At 64.2% G+C, this 19,908-nt stretch carries 27 protein-coding genes and 1 pseudogene; 6 read left to right on the top strand and 22 right to left on the bottom strand.

Features of this window, described 5'->3' with window-relative positions; all coding sequences use genetic code 11:
- Positions 1-57: 57 nt before the first annotated feature.
- The gene (locus DFO45_RS24170) at positions 58-237 is read right to left on the bottom strand and encodes a hypothetical protein (RefSeq protein WP_133866879.1); all 180 of its coding nucleotides are present in this window, start codon (positions 235-237) and stop codon (positions 58-60) included.
- A 446-nt stretch (positions 238-683) separates the two neighbouring features.
- Between DFO45_RS24170 and DFO45_RS24165 the strand changes: the two genes are divergently transcribed.
- The 3 genes from DFO45_RS24165 to DFO45_RS24155 are packed head-to-tail and all read left to right on the top strand — an operon-like array spanning position 684 to position 2,688.
- Positions 684-1,262 carry an ATP-binding protein gene (locus DFO45_RS24165; RefSeq protein WP_166657245.1) on the top strand — a complete coding sequence of 193 codons (579 nt, stop codon included), beginning with the start codon at positions 684-686 and terminating at the stop codon, positions 1,260-1,262.
- Positions 1,259-2,110, top strand: a complete 852-nt coding sequence (locus tag DFO45_RS24160; RefSeq protein WP_133866877.1) for a bis-aminopropyl spermidine synthase family protein — start codon at positions 1,259-1,261, stop codon at positions 2,108-2,110. The genes DFO45_RS24165 and DFO45_RS24160 overlap by 4 nt, the downstream gene beginning before the upstream one ends.
- The gene (locus tag DFO45_RS24155; RefSeq protein ID WP_133866876.1) at positions 2,107-2,688 is read left to right on the top strand and encodes a hypothetical protein; all 582 of its coding nucleotides are present in this window, start codon (positions 2,107-2,109) and stop codon (positions 2,686-2,688) included. The genes DFO45_RS24160 and DFO45_RS24155 overlap by 4 nt, the downstream gene beginning before the upstream one ends.
- On the opposite strand, the gene DFO45_RS24150 is transcribed toward DFO45_RS24155, so the two are convergent.
- From DFO45_RS24150 to DFO45_RS24080, 16 genes are all read right to left on the bottom strand, one after another.
- Positions 2,668-3,321, bottom strand: a complete 654-nt coding sequence (locus DFO45_RS24150) for a hypothetical protein (RefSeq protein ID WP_133866875.1) — start codon at positions 3,319-3,321, stop codon at positions 2,668-2,670. The genes DFO45_RS24155 and DFO45_RS24150 overlap by 21 nt on opposite strands.
- Positions 3,314-4,303, bottom strand: a complete 990-nt coding sequence (locus DFO45_RS24145) for a hypothetical protein (protein ID WP_133866874.1) — start codon at positions 4,301-4,303, stop codon at positions 3,314-3,316. Before DFO45_RS24145 ends, DFO45_RS24150 begins: the two co-directional genes overlap by 8 nt.
- Positions 4,304-4,328: 25 nt before the next feature.
- The gene (locus tag DFO45_RS24140; RefSeq protein WP_133866873.1) at positions 4,329-5,093 is read right to left on the bottom strand and encodes a hypothetical protein; all 765 of its coding nucleotides are present in this window, start codon (positions 5,091-5,093) and stop codon (positions 4,329-4,331) included.
- A gap of 890 nt (positions 5,094-5,983) precedes the next feature.
- Positions 5,984-6,370 carry a helix-turn-helix domain-containing protein gene (locus tag DFO45_RS24135; RefSeq protein ID WP_133866872.1) on the bottom strand — a complete coding sequence of 129 codons (387 nt, stop codon included), beginning with the start codon at positions 6,368-6,370 and terminating at the stop codon, positions 5,984-5,986.
- Positions 6,367-6,966, bottom strand: a complete 600-nt coding sequence (locus tag DFO45_RS24130; protein WP_133866871.1) for a regulatory protein GemA — start codon at positions 6,964-6,966, stop codon at positions 6,367-6,369. The genes DFO45_RS24135 and DFO45_RS24130 overlap by 4 nt, the downstream gene beginning before the upstream one ends.
- Entirely contained in the window at positions 6,963-7,148 is a 186-nt protein-coding gene (locus DFO45_RS24125; RefSeq protein ID WP_133866870.1) for a hypothetical protein, read from the bottom strand. The genes DFO45_RS24130 and DFO45_RS24125 overlap by 4 nt, the downstream gene beginning before the upstream one ends.
- A 7-nt stretch (positions 7,149-7,155) precedes the next feature.
- Entirely contained in the window at positions 7,156-7,803 is a 648-nt protein-coding gene (locus tag DFO45_RS24120; protein WP_133866869.1) for a DUF3164 family protein, read from the bottom strand.
- Complete coding sequence (locus tag DFO45_RS24115; RefSeq protein WP_133866868.1) at positions 7,793-8,371, bottom strand: helix-turn-helix domain-containing protein; 579 nt, start codon at positions 8,369-8,371, stop codon at positions 7,793-7,795. Before DFO45_RS24115 ends, DFO45_RS24120 begins: the two co-directional genes overlap by 11 nt.
- Positions 8,368-8,700 (bottom strand): hypothetical protein, encoded by a 333-nt coding sequence (locus DFO45_RS24110; protein ID WP_133866867.1) that lies wholly within the window; start codon positions 8,698-8,700, stop codon positions 8,368-8,370. Before DFO45_RS24110 ends, DFO45_RS24115 begins: the two co-directional genes overlap by 4 nt.
- Positions 8,697-9,080 carry a transcriptional regulator gene (locus DFO45_RS24105; protein ID WP_133866866.1) on the bottom strand — a complete coding sequence of 128 codons (384 nt, stop codon included), beginning with the start codon at positions 9,078-9,080 and terminating at the stop codon, positions 8,697-8,699. The genes DFO45_RS24110 and DFO45_RS24105 overlap by 4 nt, the downstream gene beginning before the upstream one ends.
- Positions 9,077-9,697: a helix-turn-helix transcriptional regulator gene (locus DFO45_RS24100; protein ID WP_133866865.1), complete on the bottom strand. Its 621-nt coding sequence runs from the start codon at positions 9,695-9,697 to the stop codon at positions 9,077-9,079. Before DFO45_RS24100 ends, DFO45_RS24105 begins: the two co-directional genes overlap by 4 nt.
- Position 9,698: 1 nt before the next feature.
- Positions 9,699-10,460: an ATP-binding protein gene (locus DFO45_RS24095; RefSeq protein WP_133866864.1), complete on the bottom strand. Its 762-nt coding sequence runs from the start codon at positions 10,458-10,460 to the stop codon at positions 9,699-9,701.
- Positions 10,461-10,489: 29 nt separating this feature from the next.
- Complete coding sequence (locus DFO45_RS24090) at positions 10,490-12,667, bottom strand: DDE-type integrase/transposase/recombinase (protein WP_133866863.1); 2,178 nt, start codon at positions 12,665-12,667, stop codon at positions 10,490-10,492.
- Entirely contained in the window at positions 12,664-13,122 is a 459-nt protein-coding gene (locus DFO45_RS24085) for a hypothetical protein (protein WP_133866862.1), read from the bottom strand. The genes DFO45_RS24090 and DFO45_RS24085 overlap by 4 nt, the downstream gene beginning before the upstream one ends.
- Before the next feature lie 33 nt (positions 13,123-13,155).
- Complete coding sequence (locus DFO45_RS25045; protein ID WP_166657244.1) at positions 13,156-13,332, bottom strand: hypothetical protein; 177 nt, start codon at positions 13,330-13,332, stop codon at positions 13,156-13,158.
- Complete coding sequence (locus DFO45_RS24080) at positions 13,329-13,634, bottom strand: helix-turn-helix domain-containing protein (protein ID WP_012170652.1); 306 nt, start codon at positions 13,632-13,634, stop codon at positions 13,329-13,331. The genes DFO45_RS25045 and DFO45_RS24080 overlap by 4 nt, the downstream gene beginning before the upstream one ends.
- A 263-nt stretch (positions 13,635-13,897) precedes the next feature.
- Between DFO45_RS24080 and DFO45_RS24075 the strand changes: the two genes are divergently transcribed.
- Positions 13,898-14,380: a helix-turn-helix transcriptional regulator gene (locus DFO45_RS24075; protein ID WP_133866861.1), complete on the top strand. Its 483-nt coding sequence runs from the start codon at positions 13,898-13,900 to the stop codon at positions 14,378-14,380.
- A gap of 1,046 nt (positions 14,381-15,426) precedes the next feature.
- Here the strand turns inward: DFO45_RS24075 and DFO45_RS24060 are convergent.
- From DFO45_RS24060 to DFO45_RS24045, 4 genes are all read right to left on the bottom strand, one after another.
- The gene (locus DFO45_RS24060; RefSeq protein WP_133866859.1) at positions 15,427-15,657 is read right to left on the bottom strand and encodes a hypothetical protein; all 231 of its coding nucleotides are present in this window, start codon (positions 15,655-15,657) and stop codon (positions 15,427-15,429) included.
- 31 nt (positions 15,658-15,688) lie between these two features.
- Entirely contained in the window at positions 15,689-15,901 is a 213-nt protein-coding gene (locus DFO45_RS24055; protein ID WP_133866858.1) for a tail protein X, read from the bottom strand.
- On the bottom strand, positions 15,898-16,185 hold the full coding sequence (locus tag DFO45_RS24050; protein WP_133866857.1) for a hypothetical protein: 288 nt from the start codon (positions 16,183-16,185) through the stop codon (positions 15,898-15,900). Before DFO45_RS24050 ends, DFO45_RS24055 begins: the two co-directional genes overlap by 4 nt.
- A 101-nt stretch (positions 16,186-16,286) precedes the next feature.
- A complete protein-coding gene (locus tag DFO45_RS24045) occupies positions 16,287-17,393 on the bottom strand; it encodes an FkbM family methyltransferase (protein ID WP_133866856.1) in 1,107 nt (368 codons plus the stop codon).
- 264 nt (positions 17,394-17,657) lie between these two features.
- Here DFO45_RS24045 and DFO45_RS24040 point away from each other — a divergent pair.
- Positions 17,658-17,790: pseudogene (locus tag DFO45_RS24040) on the top strand (IS5/IS1182 family transposase); the annotation flags it as partial.
- 68 nt (positions 17,791-17,858) lie between these two features.
- Here DFO45_RS24040 and DFO45_RS24035 read toward each other — a convergent pair.
- Positions 17,859-18,665 carry a transglutaminase family protein gene (locus tag DFO45_RS24035; protein ID WP_133866855.1) on the bottom strand — a complete coding sequence of 269 codons (807 nt, stop codon included), beginning with the start codon at positions 18,663-18,665 and terminating at the stop codon, positions 17,859-17,861.
- Between the two features lie 140 nt (positions 18,666-18,805).
- On the opposite strand from DFO45_RS24035, the gene DFO45_RS24030 reads away from it, so the two are divergent.
- On the top strand, positions 18,806-19,552 hold the full coding sequence (locus DFO45_RS24030) for an N-formylglutamate amidohydrolase (protein ID WP_133866854.1): 747 nt from the start codon (positions 18,806-18,808) through the stop codon (positions 19,550-19,552).
- Positions 19,553-19,908 lie beyond the last annotated feature (356 nt).

Below are 19,908 nucleotides of genomic sequence, written 5' to 3'. Positions count from 1 at the left end.
TCTTCCGGCTTGTGCTTCTTCTGCGCCATCGCGCCATCCTCCAAAGGCTCAAAAAGCCTACTTCACGGAGGACCACTTTTCAGGGGGCAGGCCAGTGTGGCCCCAGCCGATGGTGAGGACGCCCGCCGGGCAGAGATAGGTGGTGAAGAAGCCCTTGCGGCCGGGGGCCGGTTTCAGGCAGCTTTCAAAGGCTTTGACGAGGTCCACCCCGTCGCGCGAAATGGTCTGGGCTGACACGCGCCACTCCCCATGAAGGACCGCGCATCGGCAAGGCTCCGAAGCGCGCCGGGGCGATCATGGGGAGGACGGGGGGAGGTTGGACGGGTGACAGGTGTCGCCGGGGGCTGCTTGTGGTGGGGATCGTGATCCATTGCCGGCACTAGGGACGCCCGCTTCCGCTGCGTTCCGATTCGTCCGAGCGTCGGAGATGGCCCTCCGAAGGCTAAATGCGAGAGGTTTTCGGCGTTACTTCAGTCAATGCAGTGTGAGTTGCTTCGGGTGCCTCCTGGCTGCCCTGCGAGGCGGTTGCCGATCCCTCTACGCATATAATCAAAAAAGGGTGGCAAGGATTGCGTTGACGAATCTGCGCGTTCTGGTTGTCACTCTTTACTATAATGCAGCCGACAAACGGTCCCGCGCGACATCCTTCGCACTCGATGTCGTAAGGGCACACCGGGGGGATGATGGCTAAAGTAATTTATTTGACCGGAGCGCCGGCAGCAGGGAAAAGCTCGACTGTCGCCCGTTTGAGGGAAGTTGAACCGAGCATTCAGATATTCGAATACGGAGCCATGCTGACCGAAATGGTCAAGGAACGCTTTGCTGACATCCGAGGTCAGGAAGATATTCGCACCCATTCTGCATTACTCATTCGGCCGGAAGATATCGTAGAAATGGATCGCCGACTATTGGCATTCGTCGACGAGCACCGCGGTCGCCGAACGGTGCTAATCGACAGCCATGCCGTGACCAAAGAGTCCTATGGCTTCAGGATCACCGCGTTCTCTACGGCGCAGATCCGCGAGCTCAATCCGGACGAGATTTGGGTCTTCTTCGCAAGTCCACAGGAGACCCGCCGACGGATCTCAGAAGCGCCTGGCGGACGGCCACTCATTTCGGAAGAAGAGGCGCGAATGCACACAACGATTCAGGCGTCGGTCGCTGCCACCTACGGCATCATGGCGCCATCACCAGTCTACCTCTTCGATACAGAGCAGGACCATGATACACTGATTTCGCAGTTACAGGAGCGGCTGCAGTGAGCAATTCGCCCGCAGGACGCTCCCGTATCGACCTGAGGAAGGCGATCAATGCCGTCTCAGACGTCGTCCAAAACCGACCGAAACCGCTTCGGGTTTTCGACCAGATTCATATGAAGGTCGGCGACATGCTCATGCAGAGCGAGATCGTCGCGGACTGGGCTGAAGGCAAAAGCCTGGTTTTCATCGGGGACGGCGACGCAATCAGCGTCTGTGTCGCCTACATGATGCGTCGGAAGGTGCTCATGTTTGGCCCCGCACGCATCACCGTGTTCGACTTCGACGAGCGCACCGTGAACGCGGTCATGAAGTTCGCCGAACGCGAGGGCATCACCAATCTAGATGCAGTACTCTATAACTGTCTCGACCCTTTCCCGGTGACCGACAAATACGACTGTTTTTATACTAATCCCCCTTGGGGGGCCTCCAACAACGGGGAGAGCGTCAACCTATTCGTCGAGCGCGGTATCGAGGCGATCGGCTACCAAGGCGAAGGTATGGTCGTCATCGCCGATGACGACGAACTGGACTGGCCTAAGCAGGTCTTAGCAAACACCCAGAGCTTTTCACGCGAGCGCGGCTTTTACGTATCCAGGATGCAACGCAAGCTGCATGCTTATCACCTCGACGACAATCCAAATCTACAGTCCTGCAATCTCTACATCAGCTCGCTCCCCGGGAACGAAGCCAACAAGGGGGGCAGCCAGCCGGCATCAGCGGACCGGCTCGAGAATTTCTATGGGCGTGCAAAGGAGCCCCTGGTTCGCTACGTCCGAGAGAAAAAGCGCGTGGATCCCGGAAACGCCGACGATAGCGAATACGATTTGGAGCTCTTGGGAGAGTCGAAATGAACGAGATCATCAAACCCGGTTCGGGCATCCTGTTTATGAAAGTCGGCACCCATGCTCAGGAGGGCCTGGAGGACATCATCGGGCGCAAAACCGAAGAGATTGAGAAGACCGGATTCGCAATGTGGGGCTACGGTGGCGGAACATGCCATCCCCGGACGATGGTCCAACCATTCGCAGCTCAGTTCGGCGCAGTCGGCCCTATCCACCTGGTCATGCAGCCGATGGTGTCCAACCACCATGCTGACCCAATTCGAGCAGACGAATTTTCGGCTGACGGGTTCAAGTGGGAGCCTATGCCCAATACCGTGCACGTGCTCGGCTCCCGGTACGCTCTGGTGATCAAAAGCCTCAAACGCAGCGAATTCACTCTACCGCTTGATCAGACCCGTGTACCGGTCGGCCCCAGCATGGGGCGGCTCGGTAGCCGCTATATCCAGGGGCGTGTCGACAAGGCATGCCTCGAGGTGCTGGACAAGCCGGAGGCGATCAACGAAGGCGAGCCGCGGCTCATATCTATTGGCCTAGTGGCCGAGTTGCATGCTCCTTATGCCGTCTTCCTAAGGAACACGCCGCGGTAGCTGCTGCGAGTCGACCAAAATCCGCACGCAATCACGGCGGAGATGCTCAATGTAGCTTCCCAGACCGTCGGAAACGGCCTCGGCGCTCGATGCACCGGAGCGGCATGCATAGCTGTTCGTCAGAGCTGCATCCGCTGCCTGATCGCCGCACACTCGCGTCTGGATAATCGGCGCTCCCCAGTCGGCGTTCAGGGTGACGAATAGCTGCTCCAGGCAGGCTATCGCACCCTGGATCTCATCCGGTGCGATCGCCTCCATCGCCCGGATTGCCCGTTTGTCGCCCGTCAGGAGCAGTGCGGCCTGCCGTTCGATGAGAATCGCCAGCAAAAGGCTCTCGCCAGAGTCCAACTCAAGATTCAATCGTTGGGCCTCAGCTTCGAAGGCCGCCGCGATCTCTATCTCACTGTCTGTCGGCTCGATCGTTTGGCATCCACTGAGAAACGGCTCCAACAACGCCGACGCATGTCCGGCGACCGGTGCTTGCCTACGAAGCCGGTCCGCAACGACAAATCTGGCTGCCTCAAGGAGCGCCGGCGCGTAGCCGAGGTTTTGGATCGAGGAGATCGTTTCCGAACCGAGCGAATATCGGCAGACCTTGACGATGACGTCGTTATCGAGAAGGGCTTTAGACATTCTGGCCAAGAAGAGCGTGCAGATAAGCTATCGAGTCGGGCGAGAGCGCTCCCCAGTCGAGCTCCTTCTCCGCTACCTTATTGACCTCCGACCATACCGGCCGCGCATCAGTATAGATGTGCCTCAACGCCGCATTTGCGGTTTTCCAATCGCCTTTCAGATGGCCGACACATAGAGCTAGCGTACCGGGCTCAATCCCATTGGCAGGCCCTAGCTCCAGGCATTGTTGGGCGAGGCTTCGCGTCGATGGCCGGTCCGTGTTTAGGGTGATTTCCGGCCGCGCAGATCCCGTCAGAAGCTCAAGGCCATAGGCATCGGCATCCTGCTCCTCTCTGTCGTCGCTGCCATTCACCGGGTCGCCATCGTCGACGACCGTCTGTCCGCTCGCGGCATGACCGAGCGCAGCATGTCCTATCTCATGCGCGAGTGTGAAAGCAATCGGTGCCGGGTAGCTGGCGTCGCGCCCCAGCAGGATCGCGTGGCGGGCACCAGCATTCACCACCATCGCACGCATTGATTTTGCGGGCAGCGGAAAAACTCGCAGATGGATGACGGGGACACCAAGAGCCCAGCATGCAGACAACAGGCCCACTAGGTCGACAAAGCTCCGGCTGCGGAGAATTGCCGTCCTTAGTTGACCAGCCGTCAAGCCGTCCAGCGGTCGCCCCTTCGGTGTCGCCCTCAGCAACAGCCGCCCGACTGCGACGCCAAAGGATGCCAAGGCTCGGCGTGATACCAGGTCGTGCGTCGTGAGGTTTTTGAACCTAGCTTCGTCACTCCAGACGAACTCAACCCGCTCACCGAGGAGTGATTTCGGCGACAATCCGAGATTCCGTGACAGCACGAAACGCAGATCGGCTCGCGCTGATGGACTCGTGGCTGCCGCGTCGCTCCACCACGTTGGCCAAGCCGCCTTGATCGCCTGCTCGCTGAGCCCGGCATCTAGCAACTCCCTCACCAAGGCTTTGGCTTGATCGTCCACCGCTCACAGCATCCCAATTCTGAGTTCAAAGCAGCGAGCCCTGCTGCAATACAGGAGGACCTGCCCTATCGATGCCGCGCCGGGCCCAGTCGACAAATTCCAACCAATCCTCAGCAGAACTCTTTTTCATCGCGTTGATCCGTTCGAACTCCGGGGACAGTTCGGCCGGATCGGCCAATCGCACCCAGTACCCTGCTGTAAGCCACGCCGCCAGGTTGACCTCATAATCAGTCTCTTCGCGTGATTTAGAAACGCGGCGAAGCAATGCCGTGACCTGTGAGGCTCCCACCGGCGCTCCAGTTCCGCCGGCGTTACGGAATGCCGAAGGATCGAATGCGCAACCATTCTGCAAACCCAGCACGCGGTCAGAGTAACACATCAGGGCGAAATGGCGCGTCTTCGGCCCCTTCGCGCTGTCAGCACGGCTGGTGACGAGGACGTGGCGCGGAAGGCTACGCAAAATGCCTTCCTGATCGAAGAACTTCCGCCACGCCACAATCCGAGACGGTTTGACGTCGACCAGCTTCGGCCGACTCTTCATGGTCGAGAAGATCACCTGCACTGGCTGATTGAGCTTTGCCAATACAGCAGTCATGGCGGCTGGGGCATTTCCGACGCCCCAGCAGAATAAGCCACCGCCCGCCAAGCGCTCCAACTCCTTGCGCCGTACGATATCGGACAGCAACTGGCCGGCCTCAGCCTGCATGCGCGACCAGCAGACGTACTCGTGAACGGAAGAGGGTTCGGGCTGAAGCGCGTCGGAGTATTTAGTCGCGGAAAGCGAGGTCATGATTTTTTCCCAACCGGAATTGCAAGTTCCCCGATTTTGAAGCAACTCGCAAACACGCCGCAGAGGGTGCGGTGGAAACCTCCCGCAAATCAGCAAATTTTCCTGTTTACATCCGCTGGATAACCTGTGCAAAAGTCCAGAAGACTTTTTCCCAGAGTCTCCCATGAGAACTGGACGCCCGCCGAGCTGGAACCCAGTCGCGCACTTAAACAGCGAGGTCTGGACAGACGTCCTCACACTTGCATCGAAAGCTCGCGTTACGTTCCCGCCAGCTGTCCGACAGCGCCTTCCATGGTTGCGCGGCGGAACTACGGGTTTGCTGGCGGTTGCCGAGCCAGGGAGGAGGGCGGAACTCCTGCCGTGGGATCCTACTGGCCAACAGACGATCGAGCGGGTCAGAGTGGTAATCGATGCTGCCGAGGGGGCCGAACGGGACGATCTCGCCCTCGCCGCCATGGATAGATTTATGCGGCTTTCTCTAGATGATGCCGATCGGACGACCCTTCCTGCTCCTCTCGCATTACATCTCGACATTGAGGTCGACCATAGGGTTCGTGTCGTCGTACGCAGCCCACGCTTATGGCTGTGGTCGGAGCGTCGTTGGGAAGCGGGCCGCGCTGCGCGGATTGCAAAACTGGCGAATGCTCAGGGAGGATAAAATTCAACTATCTACGGTTGAAGCCTAGCACAAGAACAAAACGGGAACAAGATGCAACTCCGCCCAAAGTCGGGATTTTGATGGCGTTCCTGCGGGCTTTTCCAGGGGAGAAAATGGCTCAAAAGACCGGTCGGCAATCAACATCGATATCGAACGCACGTTACATGGTGACCGCTCGATGGCTGCTCCTAGCCACAGCCGCTCGAATGCGTTCTCCCCTCGATCTCTGAGACTAGAACAAACGACTCTGTCCCTCGTCCACCCCATCCTTAGCCCGCGCCCGCATCCTCTGCGCCGTCCGGCGATGCAGACCAGCGTGCCCAGCCGCTTCGTCGATGGATGCCCCCTCCGCCAGCGCGCGCGCCATCCTCATCCTTGCCGCCGCCAACGTCCCCGCTGGACCCATCGGCACGGTGATCGTCTCACCGCCATACAGGGCGCACAGGAGATCCGCCCCCTCCCGCCCGAGCACCGCCACCAGGCGATGTCCATCTCCCGCCCGCTTCGGCACGGAGAGCCGGCGCCCGCCATGCTCGGAGGCGAAGGCCAGCACGCGGGCCAGCCCCGCCGCCGGCAGCAGGGCGGACAACAGGTGGGGCAGCGGCGGCAGATCGCTCATGCCGGCCCTCCCGCATTCACCTGCCGCTTGAGCCTCCTGCGGATCAGCGCCCCGGCCGCCCGGATCTCGGCGTCCACGTCCGCCCCCGGCTGCCCCTCGCTCCCGTCCAGCCCCAGCGCCTCCATCTGCCGCCGCTGCGCCCGCCAGACCGCCGCCTTGCTCTCCTCCACGTTGCCGCTCGCCGGCCACTCCACGCCCGCCTCCCGCGCCAGCCAGGCCTTCAGCGCCTCGATCACCCGCCGTGCGGCGGCTGCGTCGGCGAGGAAGCGCGTGTGCTCCAGCCCGGTCTGCCGCTCCAGGAAGGCCAGCAGCGCGGCGTCGGTGCGGTCCCGCACCACGCCGAGGTGCCAGCCGGAGAGCCAGAGCGCCCGCAGCTTGGCCGCATAGGGGCCGGCGAGGTCGGTTGCTCCCCTTCCGCCCTGAAGCGCCTTCAGCCCGTCGATCACCCGCACCGCCTCGCGGCCGGAGAGCTGGCGGCAGGAGGTCTTGCCGGACGCCTGCCGGGCGATGAAGGCGCGGCGTTCGTCCTCGGTGAGGCCGATGCGGCCCGCGAGCGCGTGGATGGCGCCGATCTGCGCCGAAGAGGCTCCGCTCATGGCTGGTCTCCCTTGCCGATGGCCACGAGCAGCGCCGCCCGCATCCGCGCCAGGGCGGCGTCCACGTCCCGCTCCAGCAGCAGGCCCTGGGCGAGGAGCGCGCCAAGGTGCCGGCACTCCACCGCGAGCACGGTGGCGGCCGGCAGCGCCGGGCGCTCGGGTGTGGGCTGAACGCGCGCCATCATCGCCTCACGCGGCCGAGGCGAGGTCGATGGTGATGGGCTCCCACTTCGCGCGGGCATTGGCCCGCCGGTAGAAGCGCACATATTCCCGTGAGCCCACCACGCGGATGGCGTCGTCCAGCGCCGCCATGGCCCGCGGCCAGGGCGCGCGCTCGATCTTAAGGCGCCGCAGCGAGAACAGGGCCGCCCGGTTGATGCGGCCCTCCCGGTCCGTCTGGAAGGCATGTTGAACGAGCGCCCGCACCTCGGCCGGCGCGCCGTCCGACCAGGCGGCCACGCACTCGTCCACGATGGCTTTGGCCACCTGCAGCTCCGGGCCGAAGGTGAGCACGTCCTGCACCTGGACCACCACCTTGAGGCAGCCGTCGAAGCTGGTGAGGGTGGTGTTGCCCTTGGCGCCGCCCCGCGTCGCCCCATAGCGCTCGGCGAGGATCGAGACGAAGCTCGCCACATCATCGAAGGTGTGGCCCCGGAAGCGGGCGATCCGCGCCGAGAGGTCGTCGGCATAGCGGATGATCTTGCGCACGGTCTGGTCTTCCAGCGCATCCTGCGGCTTCACCAGATCCACCGGCACCAGATGGCCCTGCGGGTCGGTCATGTAGCGGTTGCCGCCCATCTCGATGACGCCGTCCATGGCGCTGCTCTCACTGTCCATCGTTTCGCTCCGGGGATTGAAGGGGGGCGTAGCCGAGCCCGGCCAGCTCATCCGGCACGCTGCCGCCGGCCGCGATGAGCGCCCCGGCGGCGGCCTCGGCCGCCCGGTGCAGGGCCATGAGCTGGCCGGCCATGGCCACGATCTGGTCGGTGGAGGCGCCGATGGCGGCCCGCTCGGGCACACCGGCGCCGGTGATGTGCGCGGCCACCGCCAGCGCATCCACCTCCGGGAAGCGCTCGGCCACCCCATGGGCAGCGAGCGCCTGGATGGCGGCGAGCATGGCCGCGACGCGGGAGGCGAGCGCGGCATCCTGCGCCATGCGCTCCTCCACCCGGAGTACGGCTTCGCGCACCGTGCTGGCATCGCGCCCGCCGAGGAAGACGCCGATCTGGCGGAAGGTCTTGCCCGTGAGGCGGGCGGCCAGCCAGCACACGATATGGCGCTGGCTCACCACCTCTCTCTGGCGGCGGGTGGAGCGGATGTCCGCCATGCTGGCGCCGGTCGCCTCCATCACCGCCGCGGCGATGAGGCGGAGGCTGGGCTCCGGGGTCTCAAGCAGGAGCGTCATGCCGCATCCCCCGTGCCCGGCGCCGGCCGGCGCTGGAGGGGGAAGAGGATGACGTTCGTCTGCGGCACCGGCGTTGCCACCCGCGCCACGGCCCTGCGCATGGCCGAGAGGCGGGGTGCCGGGAGCACGTCGGGATCCGCCGCGACGGCAGGAAGGTCGCGCTCCCTGCCGGCGGCCTCCAGCGCCTCGGCGGAGCGACGCAGGGAGGCGAGCGCGCGGACGATGACGCGCACCGCCTCCGGCTCGAAGGTGAGGCCGCGGGCCTCGAAGCGGGCGAGTTGCTCGCGCAGGGCCTCGATGGACTGGCTGAGGGTGCGGTCCGGCATCATGACTGGCCTCCCGTGAGACGCGAGTGGGGGCAGCCGGCGCGGCAGGCCCGGAACAGGCGCCCGCGCACGGAGGAAGCGGCGGAGAAGGGTGTCTTCTGCTCGGCGAGGCAGCGGTCCATGCCGATCTCGCCCAGCACCGGGCAATCGGCGGTGGAGCCCATGAAGGCGCCGCGCACCCGCTGCTCCAGGCTCGCCATGTCGCCGGGATAGCGATTGGCGAGGGCCTGGCAGAGCATGGAGCCGGAGACGCCGAGCTGTTTGGCGGTGGCGGTCTGGGTGGTGCGGGCGCAGGCCTCGGCCAGCGCCAGGATCCAGTCCGGCGGCGTGCCCCAGCCGGCGAGGGCTCGGGCGCGGAAGTCGGCGGGAGGACGGAGGCTCATGACCGCGCCTCCTCAAGCCGGGGCTCGCCGACCACGCGGCCCTCGTTCTGGTCCCACACCAGCTTGGTACGCATCACCAGCGGCGGGAGGGGGCCGGTGTTCATGCTGGGCTTGAGGCGCCAGAGGACCGGCGTATTGGACCGCTCCTGCGCCATGGCGACCAGATAGCCCGCCTTGGCCAGCATCTTGATGTAGGCCTTGGCCGCAACCGGATCGATGGCCACCTCGTCGGTGCTCGCCGCCAGCGCCAGCTCGGGATAGGTGGCGGTGCCGAGGTTGCGCAGGGCACGCCACATCTGCTCCTGCCCGGTGGGCTTGCAGCGGGTGCCGTCCCGCCGCAGGCGCGGCGCCAGCATGGGCCGCTCCGTGAGGCGATAGACCTTCACCGGCTTGAAGGCCGAGGGGCGTTCCTCCACCACGGTGCAGATGCCCGCCTTGGCCAGACGCCGCACATAGTCGCCCACGCTGGCGAGGGCGGCGTTGGTGCGCTCGGCCACCGTGCCGACCGTCCAGGGGCCGGCGGCGTCGAGGTCTCGGATGATGCGCCAGAAGCCCTCATGGCCGCGCGGCACGCGCACGGTCAGGCTCACATGATCGGGGGTGGGACGGCGCGCCATCTCACATCCCCCTCGCCAGCGCGGCGATGTTGCGGGGCGACGGCGGCCGGCTGTCGAAGAAGCCGTTATTGCCCCAGGCCGCGCGGTCGAGGCGGGTGACGCCGAGATTGCGGGCGATCTCCGAGGCCCGGATGAGGTTGACCACGATGCGCCGCGCCCGCCCGTCCGAGCGGTTCACGATCTCCGCGAGGAGATCATCCTCCAGCGTGAGGCGCGGGCACAGCGAGGCGGCGAGCGCGCGGGCGTCCTCAAGGTCGGTCGGCTCGGCGGCCACCCAGTCCAGCACCCGGTTGTGCACGCGCTCCACCGTGGCGAGCTTGGTGGGCAGGTGCTCCTCGCCGATGAGGATGATGGGGGCGGTGCTCTTGTCCTGGAGGTCGCGCACCAGCTCGATCATCCGCTTGTCCACGAGCCGGTCGGCCTCGTCGATGATGAGCGGGCGGTGAGGGTCATCCCCCAGGATGCGGATGACCGCCTCGGCCATGTCGGCGATGGTGCCGCGGGCCTGGAGGCCGGCTTCCGCGAGGATGGATTTGAGGAGGGTCTTGCGCGTCCAGTAATCGCCCACCTCGACGCGGATGGCGCGGGTGCGGTTCTGCGCGAAGATGGAGGCATAGGTCTTTCCGTAGCCCGAGGGGCCGTGGAAGACGCCGATGCCGGGCGCGGTGGGATCGCGCTCGATGAGCTTGGTGGCGAGCCCCATGAAGGCCGCCACATTGGCCGTGGCAACCGGCCCCTTAACCGTCAAACCTGCCTGCAACATTCTCGAAAATCCCCAATGCTCGAACGTGTTCAGCCGGCTTCCACCGGCGCCTGGCGGGGCGCTACGTCATGGCTGTCTCCGAAAGTGAGCTTGAAACCCTTGTATTCAGGGCCCTGCGCGTACCCGAGGAGCCAGGTGGTCTCCTCCGGCGCGAGGGCCTCTCCGGCGGCGAGCCGCCGTTCCAGCGCCTGCGCCCGCGTCCAGCGCTGCTTCGGCGTCTCGGTGGGATGGAGGGGGCGGACCTGCGCCCCCTCCGGCGATGCCTCGGCGGCAAGGCGGGCACGCAGGGCGCGCGTCTCGTCGGTCAGGCGGGGCTTGGGGGCGCTGCGCGGGGCTGCGGCTTCCGACGCCGCCTCAAGGGCTGGGGTGGTGTGGAACTCGCGGGCCTTCGGGAAATCCACCAGCGTGCCGGCGCTGCGGGCCGAGTGGCGCAAGGCGAGATCGATGAGGCGCGGCCCCTTGGTGAGGCGGCGGGCCTCCTTGCGCACGCCGGCGGTGCGCTCGGCGATGATGCGGGCCTGCTCGGCCTTGGCCGCCTCCACCGCGAGCTTTGGATCGATGCCGGCCAGTTCCGGGCAGATGGCTTCGCCGAGATACGTGCTGCCCGCCGGATCGAAGAGGAAGGCGCGGCCCATGTCGGCCGGGTCCATCCGCACCATCACCTGCGTTTCCGGCAGCACCTGCGGGGCGAGATAATGGAAGCCGTCGATGCGGATGCCGCTCTTGGTGGCGGTGCGCAGGCCATGCTGGCCCGCCACGGGGGCGAGCAGCATGTCGAGGGCGCGTTCTTCAACGGTGCGGATGGGCGCGGTGGAGGCAGCAGCGGCCTGGAACGGGGTGACGCCACCGAGACCCTCGTGCGGCCGGTGGTCATACTTGCTGGCGATCCACGCATCCGCATAGCGCTGCAGCTCGGCCGCGCTCAGCTCCACGCACAGGGCCTCTCGCGGATCTTCGCCGAGGCGGGCGGCAAAGCTCTTGCGGGCCTCGATCACCTTCCGGTCGGCGACGCTATGGCCGATGAAGCCCGGCAGCAGCCGCACGAAACCGCGCTGGAAGGTGCCGATGGCCCGTTCCACATGGCCCTTCTGTTCGGGGCTGAAGGCTTCCGCCGTCACGCGCCGGATGCCGATGGCGGCGAACAGGCGCCGGGTGGCGTGGGCGACGAAATCCGAGCCGTTGTCGGTCTTCACCTCTTCCGGCACGCCCCAGGCGAGGATGGCCCGGCGCATGAGGAGGGCCACGCCCTCCGCCCGCGGGGTGCGGGTGACATAGGCGACCATGCGGCGGGTGAAGATGTCGATGGCCACATAGACATTGTGCCGGCCGTCGAGGCACAGCATGTCCACGGGGCTGGCGTCGATCATCCAGAGCTGGTTCGGCGCCTGCACATGGGCCATGGCGCCACGCCCGGAGAGCCGGTAGCGGTTCTTGAAGGCGTCTGGATTGGTGAGGGCGGTGAGTTCCACCTTGTGGGTGGTCTTCCAGCCCTTCAATGCCTCCTGAAAGGTGCGCAGCGGCGGCAGCGGCAGCGTCTTGCCACGCACCTCCAGCGTCGGGCCGAACTGCCCGCCCACCAGGTCGCGCACATGGTCGGCGGTGAAGAGCGGGTTGCGGGAGAGGAGCGCGAGGCAGAACACCTTCACGTCGCCGCCGTTGGCGATTTCCAGCACGCCCTTGCCGCGCCGGGCGGCGCCCTTGTCCACCGCAAGGCGATGGGTGGCGCCCGCCGCCTGCGCCGCCCGCCAGCGGGCGAGCGTGCGCGGCGTGACCGAGCGCACGGCGGCGCGCACCCAGGGCGCCACCTCGACCGCCCCCGCCTCATAGGCGGCGCAGAACAGGGCATCCGCCCGCTTGCGGCCGATGCCGGCGGATGCCGCGAAATCCTCCACCGCCGCCAGAATGGCGAGGCGACCGTCCCGCTGATCGAGCGCGGCGGGAGCAGCCAGTTCCGCCTCCGGCTCGCTGGCGGCGGCCCGCGCCACCTCCACCGGCACATCGAGCGCCTGGAGGTGCCGGGCGACGTAAGCGGCACGGGCGGCGGTGGGCAGGGCCGAAAGCGGATACTCCCGGCCGCCGCCGGAGGCTTCCCGTTCGCGGGACGGCCATGCGTCGCGGCCCGCCATCTTGCGCACGCCGCGCTCGCTCTCGGGAATGTCCGGAAGGCCGAGACCGGCAATCTCCGCTGCGGTGAACCAGCTCTTCATCGGCTGCCTCCCCGATAGCGGGCCTGGACCGCGGCCTTGCGGCGGGCAATCTCCGCCTCTCGCTCCTCCAGGAGGTGCAGTTCGATGAGGTCGGCATAGCGGGCTGGCACCACCACATAGCCGTGCTGGGCCGGCAGCCAGCCAAGGAGATCATGGTCTCCCGTGGCGTCGATGAGGGCGACAAAGGCGTCGAGCGGAATGCGATTGCTCGCCTTGGCCGGGCTTGCCCAGGCATCCAGCGTGTCCTTGCTGACGGTGCGGCCGAGGTAGGCGCTCATCTGCTGGGCGATCTCCTCGCGGCTGCGCTCCGACTTCTTGATGGCAAGGCTGATGAGGCGCGTGATGACCAGATCGAGCGGCCCGCGCGTCTCTTCCTCGCGCGGCGCCACCGCGACCTGAGGCGGCTCCCAGTCGCGAAAGAGGTCGAGCGTGATGCGATCCGGTGCGCGCGCCATGTCACGCGTCCTTCCGCCGGGGGCCGCGGGGCGTCATAGGCAGAGCATCAGGAGCACGGCGAGGAGGTGCGCCCCAACCATGAGGGCGGCAACACCCATCATGCGGTGGAGGCTCTCCTGCCGGATCTGCGCGAGCCGCCGGTTGTCCATATCCATGGGATGGGCGGATGTGTCCGGCCGATTGGCGGGCGTGGACGGGCGGGCGGTCATGCCGCCGCTCCCATGTCCACGGGGGCGCCGCCGTTTTGGCTGGCGGCCGAGCGGCCTTCCAAGATACGCTTTGCCCAGGGTGACGGCTTGGCGTACCGCTCGGGCCAGATCTTCTCGGGAGCGATTCCGAGGAAATCGGCCAGGGCCTTCTCACCCGCCAGATGACGGCGGACGAGAGCGGAACGGCAGGCGGATTGGTCGAGACCGGCTGCGAGGGCAATCGCCGTCAAAGTGGTCTCGCGCCGATGCACCTCGGCCCGGATCGCGTGCCTGTCCCACACGACAGGCGCCGACTTGGTCATGGATGAACTCCTCGGACGCCGGCTCCTGCCAGAGCCGGTTTTTTCGGGGCATTGCGCACACGAATGAGATCGCGAATGCGTTCACGATGGAGCCAAGATGACACTAATTTCAGCGTCATTCAACGCTAAAATCAGCGTCACGCCTGAAGCTCGTCTGCCCGCCGGGCGGATCGCGACTGAGATCTTTATATTTCAAGAACCTGCGCCGGGTGTGACCGCGATGGCAGATGGCTCATCATCGGTCACGGCTATGGGGCTGAGCCGTGACCGACGCTGATATCGGCGCCAGATTCGCGCAAATACGCGTCGACGTGGGCGCGGCAACACCCAAGGCAATGTCTGACCGTTTGGGGATCGGCGAGAACGCTTGGCGTGAATACGAGAAGGGGAAAGGAACCCCCAGCTGGGCCACCCTGCAGAAGCTCGCTGCCCTCGGCTATGACCTCTCCTGGCTGATGACAGGCCAAGGCCATATGCGGAGGGGCGACAACGCCGCCATGCAATCCGTCGAACCAGAATTCATGGGCCGCTTGGTGGAGGCCGTTGCTCGGGCTCACAAGGAGCTAGGTATCAATCTTCCGGAAGTGCGCCTCGGTCACGTATCTGCCGAGGTGCTCGCGGACGTATTCGCCGCCGCTGAAGGGCCAGACGAGTACCCGGAACAATTGGAGCTGATGCTCAAGCGGCTCAAACGGCGCCTCAAGTCGGCGACGGAACAACCCGGCACCGGCAAACGCTTGGCCTGATGATTGTGAAGGAGGCCATTGTTGCAGCTGTGATCGACGCTGTAGCCGAGATCGTCGAAGGCCTGCTTGTATCCGGCTGCCGCTAAAGCATTGATGCGCAAGCGATGTTTGTTGGCGACGCCCTGCAGTTGCGGTAAAGCTCAAGCCAAAAGGGCTCGCAGGGCGGTCGGTCCCTGGGCACTCGCGATCCGTGTGGGGATATCTTCAGCCGGCTCAGCGCGAAGAGGCTAGCCATGGGTGACATCCGGTCTTGCGCGACGGGATCACCGCAGGCCGGGTGACATTTGATCCTGCGCGGCGTGTTTTGCAGCTCACGGGAGGCGCAGGGCACGCCGTCCCTTTCACCGCAAGGCCTTCCCGCCCATTCCCGGCAGATCCCGCCTAATCCCGCGACATCGCCCCGGATGACGCCCGATCCTGCGCGTCACACTTTCTGGGCTCACCGCATCACAGTCGATATCGTGGCACCTCACGCGTTTAACGGCAGTTGGTACAGTACCGTCAGAACACACAGCGCGGAGAAATACCGTCATGCTGTCTGACGTGGTTTGCCGGAACACCAAACCCGGCCAAAAGCCTTTCAAATTAACGGATCAGCCGGCCTCTACGTCTCGCCTACCGGCGGGAAGCTGAGGCGGTGCGACCGTCTCGACGGGAAGCGGAGTACCGCCAGCTTCGGCGCCTACCCCATTATCAGCCTGGCAGAGGCGCGGAAGGCTGACGATCTGAAGCGGCAACTGGCCGACCAACTCGATCCGGCCCAGGTGGCCCGCGCATCGAAGCGCGCCCGCGTCCTTCTCGCCAATAACACGCATGTCCTTGAGCGGGGCGCTCGGGTGTGGGCTCTTGGGGCCTCAGGGCATTCAGGGTGCCGCAGCGGCGGCACTTGATCTCGATGACGCCGGATATGGCGCCCCGGCCGGCGCGGAAGAGAAGCGCGCGGCAGGTTCCACGGCGGATGTTCTCCCCTTAAGGCCTTGCGGGTTAGCCGCCCTCTCGGAGGACCGTTCCGCTTCGTTCGGTCGCGCGAGATCATGCTGCCAGGCTCACCTGCGTTCGGCCTCAGGCGACATTCCCGCCCTCGGATCGCCCGCCATGGTGCCTGAACCGGCGGTGCCACCGCCCTCCGTCTTGCCGTCCTTCTTTTCGAAGGGCGGGCTCACCCGGAAGGTGAGCGTGCAGGTATCGCTCTCATGGCCCAACGCATCGCGGATCCGCGCCGAGGTGAGCGTATCGCCCCACACGGACAGCAGGTTGGCCGTCTTCGGCCCTTGCACGATGACGATGGGCTTCGCGGATGGCCATGGCCTATTCGCACACGCGCACGAAGGTGGAGCTGGCCTCGGGCTCCGGCAGCTCGGGCACCTCGACGCGGTTGCCGGCGGGCACCACCGGACCGAGGGCGGCGATGCCGGGATTGGCGGTGATCACCGCCTCCACCGCGCCCTGGGCGGCGGTGCCTATCAACGCGTCCACCAGCTGGTCGAGGCGGATGTCGCGGGTGACGAGGTAAGCGGTCATCGGAAGCACCGCAGCGCACCGGCAACCGTCGAGGAGAGTGCCACCGCCAAGCCGAGCGCCGAGGTGCCACCCAGCGCCTTCACCGCCGCACCGAGGCCGGTGCCGAGCGCGCCCGCCGCCAGCGACGTGGCGCAGCCCACATGCAGGAGTTCGGCCTCGCCATGGAGGATGCGGCCGACGCCGCTCCTTGGATGGAAGCGCTCCTCCCCCACGTCCAGGAACTGCACCACCACCAGCCCTTCGAGGCTGCCGGCATAATTGGCGCCGAGACGCAGGAGCGGCACCACCGTCTGCTGCTGGTGGATGAGTTTCAGGATGCACCGACGGCCGCATGTCCCGCCCCAGGGCTTACCCGCGTGAGTCACCCCAGGGAAAGGATGAACGGTCAATCCAATGTGGCAAATAGCACCGTGTCAGTGCAACTTTTAGATTGGTGCTCAATCCGCAGATTGTAATCAGGGACCAATTGTTTCACCAACTGCGCAATGCGCACCAAATCATCAACGCGATGATATAGGCAGATCGCGAGCTTGGGACGCCGTCTCCGGATGAGCTGCGCCGCTCCTTTGAGTGCATCGTATTCGCCGCCTTCAATATCCATTTTAATAATCGAAACGTCAGCGTCCAGCAGTAGACTATCAAGCTTCGCAACAGGGATGGAGATCGTATTTTCAGATTGAGCAAAGCCGTCTTGCACGATGGCGGAGAAAACTCCGTCCACGGCAAAGCTGATGGTACCGTCGCAGTTTCCCACGCCGGTCGCGATGACCTCAACTCGACCGTCCTGCGTCGCTGCCAATGAGTGGAGGCTTGCCTGCATCGTCGGATCAGGTTCGAAGGCGAAGGCCTTACGGTAACCGTGATCCGCAGCTTCAAGGAATAACTTGATCGTATCTCCGTTATGAGTGCCGCAATCCACATAGACTGTGTCAGCTTCAGGCTTCAGTCGACTGCGCATCAGATAGAGATCATCGATGCCGGTAGAGGCATGTTCGAAATCACTGCGATCACCACTGAGATGGGCCTTGATAACCCTGCGGTAGGTCTCACGAGATTTTTCGTCGTATAAATTGTTCAATACTTCTTCAAATTTCTCGATATTATTCGAGAAAAATTTCCGAAACTCACCTTTGTCGAAAAAATATGAGCATGTCAGATCGACATCACAAAACCTGCTGCTATCCAGATTCTCATTCAGAATGCGCCTGATTTCATCATAATAGACGGGGCTTGAAATCAAGAAGCGCGCCTGCGGAAACTCCACTGCAGCCTTTTCGAATGCCATGACGGGATAGGCATCACGAAATCTCTGCCCATACTTTGCCGGATTCGAGTCGCATATCGCCTGCACCCGGAACCCATGCCGTTCGAGCTTTTTCAAGAATTCCGGAAGCGCGAACCCGGCACCATAGAGCACGATGTCAGGATTGGTCCCGGCGCTGTCGAGGAATTGATCGATCTTGCCGGTCGTCTTTAGTAGCGTCTCAAGCACTTGGCGATATCCTCGTTGGGGCGCAGAGGGCGCTGAAAGCCCAATCCGGCTTTTGTCTCACGATACCATCGAGTTATCCTCGCTCCATCGCCGCAAGCAGATGGCGTCGAGCAAGGCCCAAGCTGGTACTGTACGGGGTGAGCATAGCCACTCTGGATTGCGCCATCCTTGCGACATCACCTTGCGGAAATCGATCCTCGGAGCCCGTGCGGAAATTCGTGACGCGGGGATTCCTGTTGGTCCGGCTTATGATTCAAGCGCTGGATGTGGACAGCAGAGCGGGACCGGATGGCCAAGGATCGCCCGGAAGACGAAACGCTAACCGTCGGATGTGACGGATGAGGAATGGGAACGGATGGCTCCGTTGATGCCACCTCCCGGACGCCGGGGGCGGCCTGCGGCGTCGGGTTGTCGAGCGTCCTTCGGCTGGATGACGGGACTGTCAGGAATTTCGCGTGTGCGGCCCTAGGCCATTTCCGTTGTCACAACTTTAAAGCCGGTGAGCGTCGAGGGGCCGAAAGATGTAACCAGGGCAACATCGGTAGCATCGCGTCCTCTCGCCATGAGGATGCGACCAATTCGTGGCACATTGTGCCTCGCGTCGAATGTGTACCAGCGCCCGCCGAGAAAGACCTCGAACCATGCGCTGAAATCCATGGGTGACGGGTCGGGCGGCACGCCGATGTCCCCAAGGTATCCGGTGCAGTAGCGCGCGGGAATATTCATGCATCGGCACAAGGTAATGGCAAGATGGGCGAAGTCGCGGCACACACCCTGCTTCTGCGTATACGCATCGAACGCCGTCTTGAGTGGGCTCGCATGCGCGTAGTCGAAGGCAATGTGGCTATGTACAAAATCACATATTGCCTGCACCAACGGCCACCCCTTCGGCACCTGACCGAACTGCGACCAGGCGAAAGTGCTCAAGCGATCAGTCTCACAATAACGACTGCCAAGGAGAAAGAGCAACACGTCAACAGGCAGTTCCCCAAGGGCGAGCTGCGGCGCGTCCGGCGCAACGTCATCGGGCCGTCCGCTATCGCGGATCACGAAATTCGCTCGAATGGTGAGGCCACCGGGTGGAGCCTCGATGACATGACAAAAGTTGCCAAAGCTGTCGTGATAGGTATTCGCCGAGATCGGTGGATCGAAGATCGCTCGGTCGAGGCTCACAAGATCATTGATCCGGGAAGGATGGACGCTCAGAGTGAGGATCATAGGCGTCGATTTGGGACAGGTGTAGGAAATTTCGTAGCCGGCATGGATCTGCATATGAACCTCTAAAATACGGGCTCTGCCCGCGGCATTAGGATAAGGTGCCGGGATCGTGAGCTGTCGCGCCACCGACGCGGCCTTCGACTTGAGTGGCCCATAACGTGAACGGACCATCTTCCCTGTTGTCGGCGTATGACATGCCGCCTGTGACCATCCTCAATGCCAATGGCGGCTCCGCGTTCCTCATCGTCGCGGACCATGCAGGAAATGCCATTCCAGGGGAGCTTGGCACACTCGGTCTTGCGGCAGCGGATCGAGCGCGTCACATCGCTTGGGATATCGGGATCGCCGGTGTCTGCCGCATTTTGTCGAACTTACTCGATGCAACGCTCATTCAACAGAACTATTCTCGGCTGGTCATCGACTGTAACCGCCCTCCTGGCACACACCAGTCGATCCCTGTCACGAGCGACGGAACAGCCGTTCCCGGCAACCAAGCCCTCCACGTTACAGACCGGCAGAGGCGGGAAGCAGAAATCTTTTCTCCCTATCATACGCGTATTTCGGCCGAGCTTGATCGTCGGCATTCCCTGGGGCGACCGGCCATCCTCATCGCGATGCACAGCTTCACGCCCATTTTTGCCGGCCTGGACCGCCCATGGCACATAGGACTTCTCCATCATCGGGATAATCGGCTTGCACATGCCTTGCTCCCGCTCCTTCTGGCGGACGGTACGCTGACGGTGGGGGATAACCAGCCCTACGACGTCAGTGACGCGACAGACTGGACAATTCCACAGCATGGAGAGCGGCGAGGGCTTCTCCACGTGGGCATCGAGATCCGTCAGGACCTCATCACGGAGCCCGAAGGCCAACGCTTGTGGGCGGTGCGGCTGGCGGCCCTGCTCACTCAGTCGGCGCAGTCTGGCGAGGCGGCAAGCTGATCGGGTGCAAACCCCGCTAATCAGCGTTGCCCAAAATGCCGGAATTGGGTGCAAGATTATGCCTCCGCATTCGGCGCACCTGTAAGAAGCAGCCTTTGGGGCGCACGATGGAGGCCGACCACCAATCATCGCCGAGCTTCCAGATGAGGCGTCGCCGTTGCGGATTGGCATCCGGCACCACCGTCCCTTGGCAATGATCTGTGGCAGCCGCCGCAGGTCCTGAAAGCTGCAGCCATCCTTATACCAGCCCTGCCGGGCCCAGTCCGGCGGCAGACGGCTCACCACCCCGTCCGGGGGCTAGCCCACAGCTCCTCCAATTTGGCATGGCATCGGCCGGCTCTGCCGCCACCACGGAC

Source organism: Azorhizobium sp. AG788, assembly GCF_004364705.1.
Lineage (GTDB): Bacteria > Pseudomonadota > Alphaproteobacteria > Rhizobiales > Xanthobacteraceae > Azorhizobium > Azorhizobium caulinodans.
The sequence above is the reverse complement of the archived record's forward strand: the minus strand, read 5'-3'. Positions and strand labels throughout refer to the sequence as shown.

What these genes read in the sequence shown, in the direction of transcription:
- DFO45_RS24165 (WP_166657245.1), top strand. Translation starts at nt 684, where the DNA reads ATGGCTAAAGTAATTTATTTGACCGGAGCGCCGGCAGCAGGGAAAAGC.
- DFO45_RS24155 (WP_133866876.1), top strand. Translation starts at nt 2,107, where the DNA reads ATGAACGAGATCATCAAACCCGGTTCGGGCATCCTGTTTATGAAAGTC.
- DFO45_RS24150 (WP_133866875.1), bottom strand. Translation starts at nt 3,321, where the DNA reads ATGTCTAAAGCCCTTCTCGATAACGACGTCATCGTCAAGGTCTGCCGA.
- DFO45_RS24140 (WP_133866873.1), bottom strand. Translation starts at nt 5,093, where the DNA reads ATGACCTCGCTTTCCGCGACTAAATACTCCGACGCGCTTCAGCCCGAA.
- DFO45_RS24135 (WP_133866872.1), bottom strand. Translation starts at nt 6,370, where the DNA reads ATGAGCGATCTGCCGCCGCTGCCCCACCTGTTGTCCGCCCTGCTGCCG.
- DFO45_RS24130 (WP_133866871.1), bottom strand. Translation starts at nt 6,966, where the DNA reads ATGAGCGGAGCCTCTTCGGCGCAGATCGGCGCCATCCACGCGCTCGCG.
- DFO45_RS24125 (WP_133866870.1), bottom strand. Translation starts at nt 7,148, where the DNA reads ATGGCGCGCGTTCAGCCCACACCCGAGCGCCCGGCGCTGCCGGCCGCC.
- DFO45_RS24120 (WP_133866869.1), bottom strand. Translation starts at nt 7,803, where the DNA reads ATGGACAGTGAGAGCAGCGCCATGGACGGCGTCATCGAGATGGGCGGC.
- DFO45_RS24115 (WP_133866868.1), bottom strand. Translation starts at nt 8,371, where the DNA reads ATGACGCTCCTGCTTGAGACCCCGGAGCCCAGCCTCCGCCTCATCGCC.
- DFO45_RS24110 (WP_133866867.1), bottom strand. Translation starts at nt 8,700, where the DNA reads ATGATGCCGGACCGCACCCTCAGCCAGTCCATCGAGGCCCTGCGCGAG.
- DFO45_RS24105 (WP_133866866.1), bottom strand. Translation starts at nt 9,080, where the DNA reads ATGAGCCTCCGTCCTCCCGCCGACTTCCGCGCCCGAGCCCTCGCCGGC.
- DFO45_RS24100 (WP_133866865.1), bottom strand. Translation starts at nt 9,697, where the DNA reads ATGGCGCGCCGTCCCACCCCCGATCATGTGAGCCTGACCGTGCGCGTG.
- DFO45_RS24095 (WP_133866864.1), bottom strand. Translation starts at nt 10,460, where the DNA reads ATGTTGCAGGCAGGTTTGACGGTTAAGGGGCCGGTTGCCACGGCCAAT.
- DFO45_RS24090 (WP_133866863.1), bottom strand. Translation starts at nt 12,667, where the DNA reads ATGAAGAGCTGGTTCACCGCAGCGGAGATTGCCGGTCTCGGCCTTCCG.
- DFO45_RS24085 (WP_133866862.1), bottom strand. Translation starts at nt 13,122, where the DNA reads ATGGCGCGCGCACCGGATCGCATCACGCTCGACCTCTTTCGCGACTGG.
- DFO45_RS25045 (WP_166657244.1), bottom strand. Translation starts at nt 13,332, where the DNA reads ATGACCGCCCGCCCGTCCACGCCCGCCAATCGGCCGGACACATCCGCC.
- DFO45_RS24080 (WP_012170652.1), bottom strand. Translation starts at nt 13,634, where the DNA reads ATGACCAAGTCGGCGCCTGTCGTGTGGGACAGGCACGCGATCCGGGCC.
- DFO45_RS24055 (WP_133866858.1), bottom strand. Translation starts at nt 15,901, where the DNA reads ATGACCGCTTACCTCGTCACCCGCGACATCCGCCTCGACCAGCTGGTG.
- DFO45_RS24035 (WP_133866855.1), bottom strand. Translation starts at nt 18,665, where the DNA reads ATGCAGATCCATGCCGGCTACGAAATTTCCTACACCTGTCCCAAATCG.
- DFO45_RS24030 (WP_133866854.1), top strand. Translation starts at nt 18,806, where the DNA reads ATGCCGCCTGTGACCATCCTCAATGCCAATGGCGGCTCCGCGTTCCTC.